Origin of the sequence: Corynebacterium sp. H127 (genome assembly GCF_037482665.1) — a bacterium.
In the GTDB taxonomy this organism is placed as follows: Bacteria; Actinomycetota; Actinomycetes; order Mycobacteriales; family Mycobacteriaceae; genus Corynebacterium.
Genome location: NZ_JBBHKY010000002.1, coordinates 124384 through 138413, shown reverse-complemented (window position 1 = coordinate 138413; position 14030 = coordinate 124384). Strand labels below are relative to the sequence as shown.

The 14030-nt window shown below is 59.8% G+C and carries 14 protein-coding genes; 13 read left to right on the top strand and 1 reads right to left on the bottom strand.

The window, feature by feature from the left end; genetic code table 11:
- Window positions 1-15: 15 nt before the first annotated feature.
- The 5 genes from WG936_RS03240 to WG936_RS03220 all read left to right on the top strand — a co-directional run bounded on the left by WG936_RS03240 (window position 16) and on the right by WG936_RS03220 (window position 3487).
- Window positions 16-945 (top strand): Ppx/GppA phosphatase family protein, encoded by a 930-nt coding sequence (locus WG936_RS03240; RefSeq protein WP_339564382.1) that lies wholly within the window; start codon window positions 16-18, stop codon window positions 943-945.
- 5 nt (window positions 946-950) lie between these two features.
- Complete coding sequence (locus WG936_RS03235; protein WP_339572091.1) at window positions 951-1751, top strand: hypothetical protein; 801 nt, start codon at window positions 951-953, stop codon at window positions 1749-1751.
- A gap of 36 nt (window positions 1752-1787) precedes the next feature.
- The gene (gene proC, locus WG936_RS03230) at window positions 1788-2648 is read left to right on the top strand and encodes a pyrroline-5-carboxylate reductase (protein ID WP_339572090.1); all 861 of its coding nucleotides are present in this window, start codon (window positions 1788-1790) and stop codon (window positions 2646-2648) included.
- 225 nt (window positions 2649-2873) lie between these two features.
- Entirely contained in the window at window positions 2874-3065 is a 192-nt protein-coding gene (locus tag WG936_RS03225) for a helix-turn-helix domain-containing protein (protein WP_339564379.1), read from the top strand.
- A gap of 320 nt (window positions 3066-3385) precedes the next feature.
- The gene (locus WG936_RS03220) at window positions 3386-3487 is read left to right on the top strand and encodes a 30S ribosomal protein bS22 (protein WP_003855542.1); all 102 of its coding nucleotides are present in this window, start codon (window positions 3386-3388) and stop codon (window positions 3485-3487) included.
- Between the two features lie 185 nt (window positions 3488-3672).
- Here the strand turns inward: WG936_RS03220 and WG936_RS03215 are convergent, their stop codons facing one another.
- Entirely contained in the window at window positions 3673-4719 is a 1047-nt protein-coding gene (locus tag WG936_RS03215) for an HAD-IB family hydrolase (RefSeq protein ID WP_339564378.1), read from the bottom strand.
- Window positions 4720-4832: 113 nt separating this feature from the next.
- Between WG936_RS03215 and WG936_RS03210 the strand changes: the two genes are divergently transcribed.
- The 8 genes from WG936_RS03210 (at window position 4833) to WG936_RS03175 (ending at window position 14020) form a co-directional block, all read left to right on the top strand.
- On the top strand, window positions 4833-5057 hold the full coding sequence (locus WG936_RS03210) for a glutaredoxin family protein (RefSeq protein WP_339564422.1): 225 nt from the start codon (window positions 4833-4835) through the stop codon (window positions 5055-5057).
- Between the two features lie 127 nt (window positions 5058-5184).
- The gene (locus tag WG936_RS03205; protein ID WP_339564377.1) at window positions 5185-6549 is read left to right on the top strand and encodes a glutamyl-tRNA reductase; all 1365 of its coding nucleotides are present in this window, start codon (window positions 5185-5187) and stop codon (window positions 6547-6549) included.
- On the top strand, window positions 6546-7448 hold the full coding sequence (gene hemC / locus WG936_RS03200) for a hydroxymethylbilane synthase (protein ID WP_339572089.1): 903 nt from the start codon (window positions 6546-6548) through the stop codon (window positions 7446-7448). The genes WG936_RS03205 and hemC overlap by 4 nt, the downstream gene beginning before the upstream one ends.
- 143 nt (window positions 7449-7591) lie before the next feature.
- Window positions 7592-9289: a bifunctional uroporphyrinogen-III C-methyltransferase/uroporphyrinogen-III synthase gene (locus WG936_RS03195; protein WP_339564375.1), complete on the top strand. Its 1698-nt coding sequence runs from the start codon at window positions 7592-7594 to the stop codon at window positions 9287-9289.
- 14 nt (window positions 9290-9303) lie between these two features.
- Window positions 9304-10308 (top strand): porphobilinogen synthase, encoded by a 1005-nt coding sequence (gene hemB, locus WG936_RS03190; RefSeq protein WP_339564374.1) that lies wholly within the window; start codon window positions 9304-9306, stop codon window positions 10306-10308.
- A 10-nt stretch (window positions 10309-10318) separates the two neighbouring features.
- Window positions 10319-10864, top strand: a complete 546-nt coding sequence (locus WG936_RS03185) for a hypothetical protein (RefSeq protein ID WP_339564373.1) — start codon at window positions 10319-10321, stop codon at window positions 10862-10864.
- A gap of 19 nt (window positions 10865-10883) precedes the next feature.
- Window positions 10884-11378: a hypothetical protein gene (locus WG936_RS03180; protein WP_339572088.1), complete on the top strand. Its 495-nt coding sequence runs from the start codon at window positions 10884-10886 to the stop codon at window positions 11376-11378.
- Between the two features lie 2 nt (window positions 11379-11380).
- A complete protein-coding gene (locus WG936_RS03175; protein ID WP_339572087.1) occupies window positions 11381-14020 on the top strand; it encodes a heavy metal translocating P-type ATPase in 2640 nt (879 codons plus the stop codon).
- The last annotated feature ends 10 nt before the right edge of the window (window positions 14021-14030 follow it).

The window sequence follows — 14030 nt, the reverse complement described above, 5'->3', positions numbered from 1 at the left end:
GTCTAATCTATAAGGGTGCGATTAGGTGTATTAGACGTTGGTAGCAACACGGTGCATTTGGTGGCGGTTGATGCCCGCTCCGGTGGTCACCCCACCCCAATGTCAGACTGGAAGACGACGATGAAGCTCGTCGAGCACCTCGATCCGGAAGGATTTATTGACGACAAGGGCATCCGCAAGCTGGTGAAAGCCGTCGGCGAGGCAGTCGAGCTGGCTGACACCCTCGGATGTTCCGAAATGATCCCTTTTGCTACCTCTGCCCTCCGTTCCGCCAGCAACGGGAAAGAAATCCTTAACCTGGTGGAAAAAGAGACCGGAGTACGGCTCGAAGTGCTTTCCGGCGACGATGAAGCCAAGCTGACATTCCTGGCGGTTCGTCGCTGGTACGGCTGGTCTGCGGGGCGCATCACCAACCTGGATATTGGGGGAGGTTCCCTCGAGCTGTCTACTGGCACCGATGAAGAACCGGATGTGGCGTACTCCCTCGATCTGGGGGCAGGCCGACTCACCCATACTTGGTTTGATACGGACCCGCCGGAGCGGAAGAAGATTAATATTCTCCGGGATTTCATAGATGCCGAGCTGGCGGAACCTGCACGCGCCATTAGGGCGACCGGTGCCGCGGATCTGGCAGTGGCAACCTCGAAAACCTTCCGTACGCTGGCGCGACTCACTGGTGCCGCTCCCTCTTCGGCAGGCCCGCGGGTTACGCGGACTCTTACGACACCCGGTTTGCGGCAGCTCATTGCTTTCATTTCGCGCATGACTGCGGCTGATCGTGCAGAGCTGGAAGGTATCAGTTCCGATCGTTCGCATCAGATTGTCGCAGGCGCTCTAGTCGCGGAGGCTAGTATGCGTGCATTAGGTTTGGAACAGCTACAGATTTGTCCGTGGGCCCTTCGCGAAGGTGTCATTTTGCGCCGCATCGATAAAGGTTTGGAATAACTAACATGTCTGAGAAACAGCTCACCGTTGCCGAATTGATGGCGCGTGCGGCCGCAGAAGGCCGTGGGGACGCGCCGAAGCGTCGTCGCCGTCGCAGCCTAGAAGACGGCGGTGTCTCTGTTGCTGAGCTCACGGGATCTCTTCCAAAGGTAGAGGTGAAGCCGGCGGAACCTCGGCACACCAGCCAGCCTATCGACGCCCCGGCTGCGGAATCGTCAGCAGCACCGGCAGAAGCTAAGCCGGAACCAAAGCTGGCCACGCCTAAACCAGCTCCGGTCAAGCCGGTGGCTGCGCCTAAGCCGGCTGCTGCAAAGGCTGCGGAAGTCGCGCCGGTTGTCAGTGTGGTGAAGGATGACGACCCAGTAAAGCTCACCACCGATGCTTTCCCAGCGCAGCGGGTTGAATCTAAGCCGGAGCCGGAGGTCAAACCGGCAGTTAAGCCTGTTTCGGAGTTTGACCAAGAAGAAACGGGTGTGTTGCCCGTTGTCGTCGATAAGCCGGCCGAGGCGGAGCTGGAACCTGTCGCCGAAGAGGATGAGGACGACGGCGGCAGAATTTCCATCGGCAGCGTCATCGTCATGGCTGTCCTCGGGATCGTGTTGGGTGCAGCAGTGTTCCTCGGTTTCAAGGCGCTGTGGATCAATTCGAATTCCTTGCTGGTTGGGGCGTTGGCAGGCGCTATGACGCTGGGCATCGTTGGCTTGGTGCATGCCCTGCGTACGGAACGCGATGGCCTCTCCATGACCCTGGCCGCCATTACTGGTTTGGCGCTTACTTTTGGGCCATTGCTGATCATCGGCCTGTAATCGCATCTGCAGGACATCCGCGTTATGGTGTTCTGCATGACAAAAATTGCTGTAATTGGTGGCGGTAAGATCGGCGAGGCTCTCATTTCGGGCCTCGTGGCGGGTGGTACGAACCCGAAAGACATCCACGTTGCTAATCGACGCCCCGAGCGCGGCAAGGAGCTCGTCGAAGCCTACGGCGTCACTGACTACACCGACGTGAATCAAGCCGTCGAGGACGTAGACGTTGTCTTCCTGTGTGTTAAGCCAAAGGACACCCTGTCGGTCCTTGCCTCGGTGACGGACACTTTGGATAACAACTCCCAGGACACCACAGTCATCTCCATGGCGGCGGGTATCGCCGTGAAGTCCCTGGAAGAAGTCGTGTCGGCGGGTACCCCAATCGTGCGGGTGATGCCGAATACCCCGATGCTGGTTCGTCGCGGTACTACTGCGATCAGTCCCGGTCGCTTTGTTATTGAGGAGCAACTAGAGCAGATCAAGGATCTGTTGGGCGCGCTGGGCGATGTCTTCGTGGTTGAAGAATCCCAGATGGATGCGGTGGTTGCTATGTCCGGCTCCTCTCCAGCCTATTTCTTCCTCTTCGTCGAGGCGATGATCGATGCCGGCATCAATTTGGGGTTGCCACGTGACTTGGCCAAGAATCTGGCTGTCAGTGCTGCCACGGGCGCCGCAGCGCTGATGCAAGAAACAGGCGAGGAGCCTGCCATGTTGCGGGCTAATGTGAGCTCTCCGGGAGGCACCACCATTAAGGCGATCCGCGAACTGGAGCAGTCTGGCTTGCGGGGCATGGTCTACCGTGCCACGGAAAAGTGTGCGGCTCATTCTGAAGAATTGGGTGCGCCGAAGCTGAAGAAGGTTTCGAAGACGGTGTCGCAGGAAATGGACTCCGAATAGCTGCATTTTGGTACACCCGTGGGAAAGATGTGACTGATTTGTTAAACCGGCAACTAGCTGGGCTGATGTGGTTAGCTCAGGAAGCTACTGCCGAATCTTTAAATATTTTCTGGCACTCATGTCGCAATAGTCACATGGTTCACGGTAAGCTGGCACAAGCACGTGCGTGACCGTACTGCGGGAGGGGAAGCCTGCAGCGCGCTGCGTGTGTGAAGGGTATTGATTATGGCTAATGAAGACAATGGCACTTTCTTGACTGTCGCCGAGGTTGCGGAAATCATGCGTGTTTCCAAGATGACGGTGTACCGCTTGGTTCACTCCGGTGAATTGCCTGCAGTTCGTGTGGGTCGTTCTTTCCGCGTGCACCAGAGCGCTGTCGATGAGTACCTGGATTCCTCTTTCTACAACGCTGGCTAATTTAGTCCTGCGCTGCAAGAGGCCCCTGCAAACGCTCCTTAGGAAGATTCACCGCCTATATTCTGGGCTGGCGAGTGTTCTTAAGGAGCGTTTTCTATTGTGTGGGCAATTTTTGAACCGAGCCCCCTGCGCGGTAGTATGAAGTCCATTCGTGTCAGCGAGCCATTTCGGTGACCGTAGCTGCGCCTGCTCAGGGTGCGGTGGCGGCTCGGCGGGCGAAAGTGCACTCGGACGTCGGTTCAATCTGGTTCACCCAGGATGCCGGTATGCACGTTGGCAGGTTATGTACGTACAACGACTATTAAAGCGAGGTAAACCCCATGGGTTCCGTCATCAAGAAGCGCCGCAAGCGTATGTCCAAGAAGAAGCACCGCAAGATGCTGCGCCGTACTCGCGTTCAGCGTCGTAAGCTCGGCAAGTAAGCCGCAATTAGCTTCCGCACACATTGGCGTCCCAGAGAAATCTGGGGCGCCTTTGTGTGTTGTAGGGGGGGGCAGGGGAGCGAAGTCTTCCCCGTCTAACCGTGTCTGGGTCTGGGGATTGAGCGTCGAATCCGCGTGTTGGCGGGGAAGATTTCCCCGAGCCAGCACATCGACAATCCCACAACCTAGTCTGTCGACTGTTTTCGCGATATTTTCCGCACTTGCCAGCGGTAAAGTCCTAGCGCTGCGGTCGCTAATGCTGGAACCCCAAAAGTTCGCACGGCCTTCCGCACTGAGCGGTAGTCTCGGATCTCCCACCCTTGGATCCTTGCGATCCGCAACAGCTCGCGATCCGGGTTGATCGCCACGGCCGTGCCCACCATGGACAGCATCGGTACATCGTTAATGGAATCGGAGTAGGCGGTGCAGCGCTCTAGTTCCAAACCCTCCACGGAGGCTAAGGCCGCAACCGCGTGCTTCTTGCCCGGGCCATGAAGGATATCGCCCACTAGGCGACCAGTGAACTTACCGTCCTTAACCTCTGCAACGGTGCCCAGGGCGCCGGTGAAGCCGAAGCGCCGGGCCAAGATCTGGGCTAGCTGCACGGGGGTTGCGGAGACAAGCCAGACTTGTTGGCCGGCGTCGATATGCATTTGGGCGAGGGCGCGGGTACCGGGCCAGATTTTCTCTAGCATGGTGCTGTCCACGATGTCCTCGCACAGCTCCACCAGTTCCTCCACGCTGCGCCCCTTGATGAACTCCAGGGCTTGCTGGCGCCCCTCCGCGACATCGGCGGCGTTTTCGGAGCCGGTGAGGCGGAATTTGAGCTGTTTCCACGCCACGGGCGCGATATCGCGCAGGGTGAAGTACTTGTGGCGGTAGAGGCCGATGGCGAAGGTGATGATGGAGGCACCTTGGATGAGGGTGTTGTCGACGTCGAAAAACGCGGCCGCCCCGGGATCCTGCGGCACGTCCGGGTCGGGGTCCGTGACGGCGCGAGAACCGGCCGCCTCGAATGCACCGGACACAGATTCGACGCCGGCGTGGAAGGAGTCGAGGTCGAGGTCGTACACAGTCCGGACGGCCTCTGATACCGCGGCCTCGCCGGCAGCCTTCTGGCTCGCCTCATCGACAGGCGGGAGGGCGCGATCCTCCAGGAAGCGGCGCAGGTTGCCTCGGGACGCGCTCCAGTTCGCGAGGAATTCCTCGGGGGTAAGCGCGAATCCGTCCATGATGTGTCCTCTCCACGGCCTTAAGTACGATAGTCAATCGTAGGCATTGAGTAGCGAACCTGTCGGAGTGGCAGGCCAAAAAGCAGGAGAACTTGACGGTGCTGGTGGAATTGATGGTTCGGGCAACCTGTGGCTCCTGCGAAAGGGTGCGATCCCAGATCGAGCCAGTGGTGGCGGCCGCTGGGGCGCGCCTCAAGGTTGTTGATGTGGACCAGTCTAACCTGGCGGCCGAGTTTGGTGACCGCGTGCCGGTCGTGCTTATCGACGGCGATGAATTCGCCTGCTGGGAAGTGGATAATGCCGAGCTCGCGGCCGAGCTATGTGGGGGAGCACACTAGTCGCGGTTGGCTTGACAACTCCATTAGGGCTACTGTGAAAGATCGAATATTCGACCAGCTGGGGTGAATCAAAAGTTCGATCTTTGCCCCTCGGCGGAAGAGCTGTTGAAAGCGGTGAGTAAAAAGCGTGAGCGTACTGGTAGTCGGTATGTCCCACCGGTCTGCGCCAGTAAAGGTACTGGAGCAGGTAAGTATGGATGACGCTGTCCGCGACGAGACCTCGATGGCGCTAGTCGACCAACCCTCCCTTTCAGAGGCCATGATCGTGTCCACCTGTAACCGGGTGGAGGTTTATGCCGTAACGAACAGCTTTCATACCGGAGTCAACGAGGTGGTACAGGTTTTGCACCAGCGCTCGGGCGTGGACATCGATGTGCTGCGAGACCATCTCTATGTTCGCTATGCCGACGCCGCCGCTGAGCACATGCTGACGGTGGCCTCCGGTCTTGATTCCATGGTCGTCGGCGAGCAACAGATCATTGGCCAGGTACGCACCGCCTACCAGCGCGCCGGGGAGATCGGCACTGTGGGCCAAGCCCTGCACTCTCTCACCCAAGTCGCGCTGCACACCGGTAAGCGCGTCCACACGGAAACTGACATCGATGATGCCGGCGCCTCCATGGTGAGCTTTGCCACCACCCGCGCCTTAGAACTCATGGGCCTCCCTGATGGGGAATCTCCGTTGTTAGGAAAGCGTGCTCTCGTCCTAGGAGCTGGCGTGATGTCCTCCCTCGCAGCGTCCCACTTGGGGCGACTCGGCATTAGCGAGCTCGTGTTCGCCAACCGCACCAAGTCCCGCGCTGAAGTCCTCGCAGAACGCTCTCGCGACCTGGGTATTAGTGCGCGCACCGTAGACTTTGAGGAACGCAGCGTCGCGCTCAGCGAGGTTGACTTGGCGATTTCTGCCACCGGCGCCGATTCCTTCACTATCGAACCGCAGCACGTCCCTCGCACCGGCATGCCGCTGATGCTGGTAGACCTCTCTATGCCGCGGGACATCGATGACGAGGTGGCCGCGATCCCTGGGGTACAGCTAGTCAACATTGAGCGTCTCCACGAAGAACAAGATACGAATCCGAAGGGCGCCCAGAAGGAAGCCCGCGCGATCGTGGATAGCGAGCTGCAGCACTACATCTCCGAACAGCGGGTGCGCAACGTGGTGCCCGCTGTTGCGGCGCTGCGTCGCCACGCTAATGACATCATGTCCGTGGAGCTGGAAAGGCTGGGTACCAGGACGCCGACGATGGATGAGGCGGACCGCGAGGAAGTTGAGCGGGCGGTGCGACGGGTCGTCGATAAGCTGCTGCACCAGCCGACCGTCCGGGTCAAGGAACTCGCGGTCACCTCAGGCAGTGTTTCCTACGAAACTGCGCTGCAGGAACTGTTCGGGCTGGAGGCTACTCGCTCTGTTGATGTGCGAGCGAAGGATTTGCCGAAAGAGAACGTTCCCAAAATGGCAATGTCAATCAACCAAACCCAAGGGGAGAAGTGATGCTGAAAATCGGCACCCGAGGTTCGAAGCTGGCAACCACCCAGGCCGGCCACATGCGCGATGCGCTCATTGCCGCTGGCTACCCGGCTGAGCTCACCATCATCACCACGCCAGGTGACGTCAACATGTCCCCAGTCGAGCGGATTGGCGTAGGCGTATTCACCCAGGCGCTGCGCGATGCGATGGTAGCAGGGGAGTGCGACATTGCAGTGCACTCCTTTAAGGATCTGCCGACCGCGCCTGATGAGCGCTTCCACTTAGTGGTTCCGAAGCGTTCCTATCCTTTCGACGCGCTCATCTCCCGAGACCGCCTGACCCTGAAAGAGCTGCCGGAGGGCGCCCGCGTAGGTACTTCTGCGCCGCGTCGTGTCTCCCAGCTACGAGCACAGCGCCCAGACCTGGATATTCGACCGCTCCGTGGCAATATCGATACCCGCATGGGCAAAGTGACTTCCGGCGAGCTGGATGCCGTCATCCTCGCTGCCGCCGGACTGGCGCGTATCGACGTCCTAGACCGGGCAACTGAGGTGCTGGACGTCAACGTGTTGATGCCAGCCCCCGCCCAAGGCGCGCTTGCCGTGGAGTGTCGTGCCGAGGACGCGGAGATCGTCGCAGCGCTCAATACGCTTGCTGATCCGCAGGCCACCGCGGAGGCTACCGCCGAACGCGCAGTACTGCGCACCTTAGAAGCTGGCTGTACCGCCCCGGTGGCGGCCTATGCTTCGGCTGGCTCTGATTCCCTGCTCCTCGTGGCAGGAGTGTTCTCACTTGACGGCACCAAGGTGTTGCGGGAACAGATCTGCGGGCCTGTAGCAGAAGCCGAAGAACTGGGCCAGACCTTGGCACAGCGGCTGCTCGAATTAGGAGCGGCTGAGATTATGCAGGCGAAGGATTTTTAGAAAAACAGGCCGCATGCTTTAGGGTTGACCTAGCATACGAGAGCCGAGCCCAAATGCATTGGGGTCGGTTTAGATTTACAAGTTGTTTCGCGTAACTTGTCTGCCTACCCGGCACTGACAGCTGAGTATTAGAAAAGACATACATGAGCAAGGCCCCACAGGCTGAGAAGCAAGAAGTAGTAGGCACCGTCGTTTTCGTTGGTGCCGGCCCCGGCAACCCCGACTTGCTTACGGTACGCGCCCGCGAAGTCCTCGCCGGCGCCGAGCTTGCCGTCGTTGACCCCGCAGTATTAACAGGCGTTCGGGCGATCGTCGGCGAAGATCTGCCGATTCCGCCCGAGAAACAGAAAGCTTTTGACCAGGAATACGAGCGCATATGCGCTGAAGCCAAGGCTGCCGGCGCGCGCCGTCGACCGCCGAAACCACCGGGGCCGTCAGCTGCCGAGGTGTACGAGGTTGTCGCCGGTAGTGCAGCTGATCGTGCGGCGCAACTGGCACGGCTGGTGGCTGACGGGGCAAACGTTGTCCGTCTAGTCACTGGTAACCCGCTTTCTAGCGATACCGTTCTCGCCGAGATCAATGCCGTGTCCGCGGCTGGTCTGGAATTCCACGTGGTCCCAGGGATGTCGCTCCCGGCTACCGTGCCGACCTTCGCTGGCATCGCTCTCGGTTCTACCTACACCGAAACCGATGTCTCCCGCGGGGATGTGGATTGGGACAGCCTGGCCGCCGCGCCACAGCCGCTAGTCCTCCAAGCAGAGGCCGGCGACTTGCCGACCATCTCCGCAGAGCTCAAGAGCCGTGGCCTGTCCGCAGACCTTCCGGCGACGGTCACCGTCAATGGCACCACCCGCCTGCAGCGCACCTACGACACCCGCCTGGGAACTTTGGGCAAGATCGACGGTGAGCTCCCGGGCCGCATCGTGATCACCCTGGGCAAGGGTGTCGACGACCGCTCCAAGTACTCCTGGTGGGAGAATCGTTCCCTCTATGGCTGGCGAGTCCTAGTGCCGCGTTCCAAGGAACAGGCCGGTCCGATGTCGACCCGGCTTGCTTCGCATGGGGCGATCCCGCAAGAAGTGCCGACGATTTCGGTGGAGCCACCACGCAATCCCGCCCAGATGGAGCGGGCCATCAAGGGGATCGTGGAGGGTCGCTACCAGTGGATCGCGCTCACCAGCGTGAACGCAGTGCACGCACTGTGGGAAAAAGTCACCCAGTTCGGCTTGGATGCTCGGTCTTTCGCGGGTGTCCACATCGCGTGTGTTGGGCATAAGACGGCCGAAGCCGTGAGCGCTTTGGGGATCACCCCAGAGCTGCTGCCGAAGCCTAGCGAGCAAAATGCAGCTGGTTTGGTCAGCGTGTTCCCCGAATTTGATGAAGACCTTGATCCCGTCGGCCGGGTGCTGCTGCCCCGCGCAGATATTGCCACTGACGTGCTTGTCGACGGCCTGATCGGTCTTGGCTGGGAAGTCGATGACATCGTGGCCTATCGCACGGTCCGGGCGGCGCCACCATCTGCGGAAATCCGCGACATGATCAAGTCGGGTGGCTTCGACGCAGTGTGCTTCACCTCCTCCTCGACCGTCGCGAACCTGGTAGGTATCGCAGGTAAGCCGCACCAGCGCACGATTATCGCTTGCATCGGTCCGATGGCTGCCACCACGGCGAAGGAACTCGGGCTTAGAGTAGATGTAGTGCCAGAGGTTGCGGGAGTGACTGAACTGGTGGATGCGCTCGCTGAACATGTAGCCGGGCTTCGCGCCGCCGGGCAGCTCCCGCCGCCACGAAAGAAGCGCCGGGCGCGTCGTAAGGTTGTGGACGCGCCCGAATCCAACTAGGAAGGTTCATCTACATGTCCCAGCACATTTCTCGCCGACCACGCAGGCTGCGTACGAATCCTGCGATGCGGGCCTTCGTGGCTGAGACCACGCTGCGCCCAGCGGACTTGATCCTGCCAATGTTCATTGCAGATGGCATCGATGCGCCAAACCCCATCGCATCGATGCCCGGTGTAGTCCAGCACACCCTTGACTCGCTCCTTGCGGCGATCGCCGAAGCCAAGGAAGCCGGGATTAAGTGCATCGACCTGTTTGGTGTGCCACTGGATTCTGATAAGGACGAAGTAGGCTCCCCGGCGTGGGCGGAATCTGGCGTGCTCAACCGGGCAATCGCAGCCGTCCGTGCCGAGTTTGGCGACGATATCCTCGTGATGGCAGACACCTGCTTGGACGAGTTCACCTCCCATGGACATTGTGGCGTCCTCACAACTGACCGTTTCGGCAGCACCGTGGTGGACAATGATGCCACGCTGCAGCGCTATCAACAGATGGCGGTGGCCCAGGCCAAAGCAGGTGCTCACATTGTTTCCCCGTCCGGCATGATGGACGGCCAGATCGAGGCGATCCGCGAGGCCCTAGATGAGGCTGGCTTTAAAGACGTGGCGATCATGGCCTACTCCGCAAAGTACGCGTCCGCCTTCTACGGCCCTTTCCGCGATGCCGTCGGATCCTCGTTGGAAGGAGATCGACGCACCTATCAGCAGGATCCCGCGAATATTCGTGAGTCCCTGCTGGAAGTGGAACTGGATCTTGCCGAAGGCGCGGACTTTGTGATGGTCAAGCCTGGCCTGCCCTACCTCGACGTACTGCGCGCCGTTGCTGAGGCATCCCCCGTGCCCGTCGCGGCATACCAAGTTTCCGGTGAGTACGCGATGATCAAAGCCGCCGCGGCTAACGGCTGGCTGGACGGCGATGCCTGCCTGATGGAGGCCTTGGTGTCCCTCAAGCGCGCCGGGGCTGATCAGATCCTGACCTATTTCGCGGTGGACGCAGCACGCATCCTGCGCGCCAACTATTAAGAAGGTGTCTGTGCCTGAGAAGCTGCTTGCTGCGCAACCCGCAGCTAACCGAGAACGTCCCGAGTCTGTCCAGCTTGCCTTCAAGACCTGGCTCGTGGTGGTTGCTTTTGAAACTGTGCACCAGTTGCTCAACGTGGTGATGAGTCTGCTCAATACCTCTGAGCTCAAGGCCGCCGCGCGGGAATCGCTAACACCGGAGCAGCTCAGTCAGGTTTCGGATACCACGCTCAGTCTGATGGCATCCTTGGCGGCGATCATGGCCGGAGTGTTGGCTATCGGCATCGTGGCTGTCATCGGGTGGACGGCCAAGGTGTTCCACAATGGCAACAAGTCTGCGGAAGGAGCACGTCGCTTCCTCACCGTTTTTGGGGTCTACCTAGCAATCCGCGCCCTGTTCGTGTTTGAAATGGCACAAGGTAGTGGGGTTGCGGTGGCACTGTTGCTGTGTGACGGCTACGTTCAAATCTTAGTCGCGGTATGCGCCGTGCTGGCCGCCATCTTCGGTGGCAAGAAGGAATCCGTGGACTGGGCGCGGGCCGGTATCCCTGAGAAGTGATAGGACTTAAAGATCAACCATGACTAACATGTTCCCGTCGATGCACCGGGGAGGCGAGCAACCGCACGCACCAGTTTCTTCTGCCCCGAGCGCAAACCTGGGGACGGAGCCTATGGCGCTGCGCGTTGGATATTGGTGGCTGGTCGTGGTGTCTGCCTTTGCTATCTTCTTTGGCCTCGTGGTGGCTACCTCGGGTTATACCGGTGACCCGAACGTCGAGCCACAGTTTAAAGCGGCGGTGGAAGCGAATCAGCGCGTCATCGGAATCTGGAACATATTCGCCGGCTTCATCATCACTGTTTTGCTGACTCAGGTGCGAAAGGGCGCGAAATACTCGCGGCGTTGGACGGTAGGCGTTGTGGTGATCACCGTATTCGTGGATTTGATCGCGTTCACGGTGAAGGCTGCCGGAGTGGGGATCTCGCTGATTCCCATTCTGCTCACGATCGGTGCACTATTGCTGTACCGTCCGAGTGTCAATGATTTTGTCGCCTACCGCAACGATGAGTTGTAGCCATGCCTGAACGTGAAGTAGATCATCCTGATTGCCCAGTAGAGTTGCGTTCCTCGCAACAGCAGATGGATTCCGCCATTGCGGAAGCCAAGAAGGCTGCCGCCGAGGTCGGCATTGGTGGCGGCCGCGATCTCGAGGAGTCGCCACATGTACGCCTGGCGCGGCGACAGGCCTCTGCTTCGACCTCTTTTGCCCTGGAATTGGAAGGGCTGGAGTCTGCCTTGCATGTGGCGGATATCGAGGAAGCCTTGGAGCACATCCCTGGCGTGCGCGCTTCGGTGGTCTATGAGTCCGCCACTGCCTGGATCACGGCCGCGGATGACATTATGCCCGACCGAATCATTCAGGTTTTTGCTGAATTCGGGGTGCAAGCTAACCTCACCAACGCTTCGCTTCGCCGCCGCGCGGAGCGCCTCAACCAGAAAAACCGCCGACCTGTTCCGCTGCGAAGCGGTCAGACGAAGCTAGCACTGCGGGCGGCGCGGCTTCCACGCAAGAGGCGTCGTAAAGCGGAGGAGCGTACGGACCTTGCCGCACGACGCGCCGGAAATCTGCGCGATACCCAGCTGGTGCGGGTGCACGAGGAAGAACCAACCGAGGTCCTGTTTACGGCCAAGGAGCTGCTGACCAAGCGACGCTTGCTGCTGAGCGCGCTGCTGAGCCTGCCAGTCTTTCTGCTTTCCTACATTTCTGAACTGCAGTTCCCATACTGGCAATGGGCATGTCTTGCCTTTGCGACGCCGGTGGTTACGTGGGGCGCGTGGCCCTTCCACCGCGCTACCGCCGGTGGGTTGCGCCGCGGCATGTCTGCTCTCGACGCCGCTAGCTCCGCCGCCGTGCTCGCCGCCTATGTGTGGTCCGTGGTGCTCTTGATTTTTACCCCGGCCGGTGATCCGGGCTGGCGCTTCCAGCCACAATGGTTAGCGCTGAACTACAACCGGATGGCGCAGGGCGAGTTCTTCCTCGATGTTTCCTGCGGTGTGACAGTGTTTATGCTGCTCGGAAGCCTGTTTATCCGTCGTTCCCGCCCAGATCTGATGGATGAGTACAACGCGAACCTGCGGGGTGAGCTGAAAACCGTCACTGTGGTGCGCAAGGACCCGGCGACCTCGAAGTCAGTACACGTGGATATCCCATTGCAGGAGATCCGGGTTGGCGATGACATCATCGTCCCCGGCGGCTCCACCATTCCGGTAGACGGCCGCGTGATTGGTGGCGCAGCTGAGATCCAGCCGGGGATGTTCTCGAACTTCAAGGGCATCATTGAGCGCGTGAAGGTGAACTCCAACGTGCATGCCGGCAGCTTTTTGCTAGGCGGTCCGCTGAAGATCCGAGTGCAGAAGACAGGCTCGCAGACTCGTCTTGCGGCGATCCACCGGTGGGTCAAAGAGGCCTCCCATTATCAGAACCGCTCGGCGCAGCTAGCCACGCGTACTGCCTCGCTGCTGGTGCCGTGGGCGCTAGGAATCGCCCTGGTGGACTTTCTACTGTGGTGGTTGATCGGTGCAAACATCAATGCTGCGGTAGCTTCTGCGCTGGCAATCCTCGCTGGTGTGGCTCCGATGGCGCTCGCACTATCCACGAACGTAGCCATGAAACTTGGTATCGAACAGACCGCCCGGCACGGCATCCTCGTCCGTAATGCCGAGGTGATTCGTGAGCTAGACGAGGTGAACGCGGTGGTCTTCAACCGCGTGGGCATCCTCACCAAGCAAGACATGTTCGTGGAGACGATCTCCGTAGCAAAGGGCGAGAATCCGGAGCTAGTGCTGCGCGTTGCTGGCGCACTGTCGATGGAAAGCGACCACCCCTCGGCTAAAGCACTGGTACGTGCGGCCCGTGAGGCTCGCGATGCTGGCACTGGTGGCGAGGATATTCCGCACTGGATCGAGGTGAGTCACCCACACTTGCGGGAGGACGGCAACTTTGCTGGCGGCATCGAAATCCCGATGAAGAACTCCGACGGTGAGGTAGAACTCCGCCAAGTAGAGGCCACTCTGGTACGACCCCACGACCTTTCGGGGCTATCTAGCAGGCTCTCCAATGTGGCGGTGAGCGGCGGCATCCCGATCGTGGTCAGTTGGAAGGGACAGGCGCGTGGCGTAATCACCCTGCGGCAAGACAACAAAGAGGATGCGGTTGATGCCATTGGCTCCCTCGAGGACATGGGCATTGAAACCATCATGATCACGCGTGACATGTACCCAGTTGCTCGTCGGCTAGCAGATACCCTCGGCATGTCCCGCGTGCTGGCGGGCATCGCGCTGAAGAAGAAAGTCCTTGCGGTGCGCAACGTGCATACGCAAGGTAACAACGTGGCCATGGTCGGCGACCTAGGAGTTCGCGAATGCTTGCATGTCGCCGATGTGGGCGTGCTGATGGATCCAAATATCAGCCTGGATGTGCCCGAGGCTGATGTCGTGCTGCTGCGCGAGGACGTTAGCGTGGTCTCTGAGATGATGGTGCTTTCACGTCGGATCTCTGCCCTCGTCGACCGCAACCTGATGGTTGCGTGGGCATACAACGCAGTGGTCATCACCGCAGCAGTCGCCGGCCTATTGCACCCCATGGCAGCTACCTTGTTTACCATCGGCTTCACCTTCATGATTGAAGCTCGCTCAAACCAGGTGCGGAAGTTTTAGAATTACAACT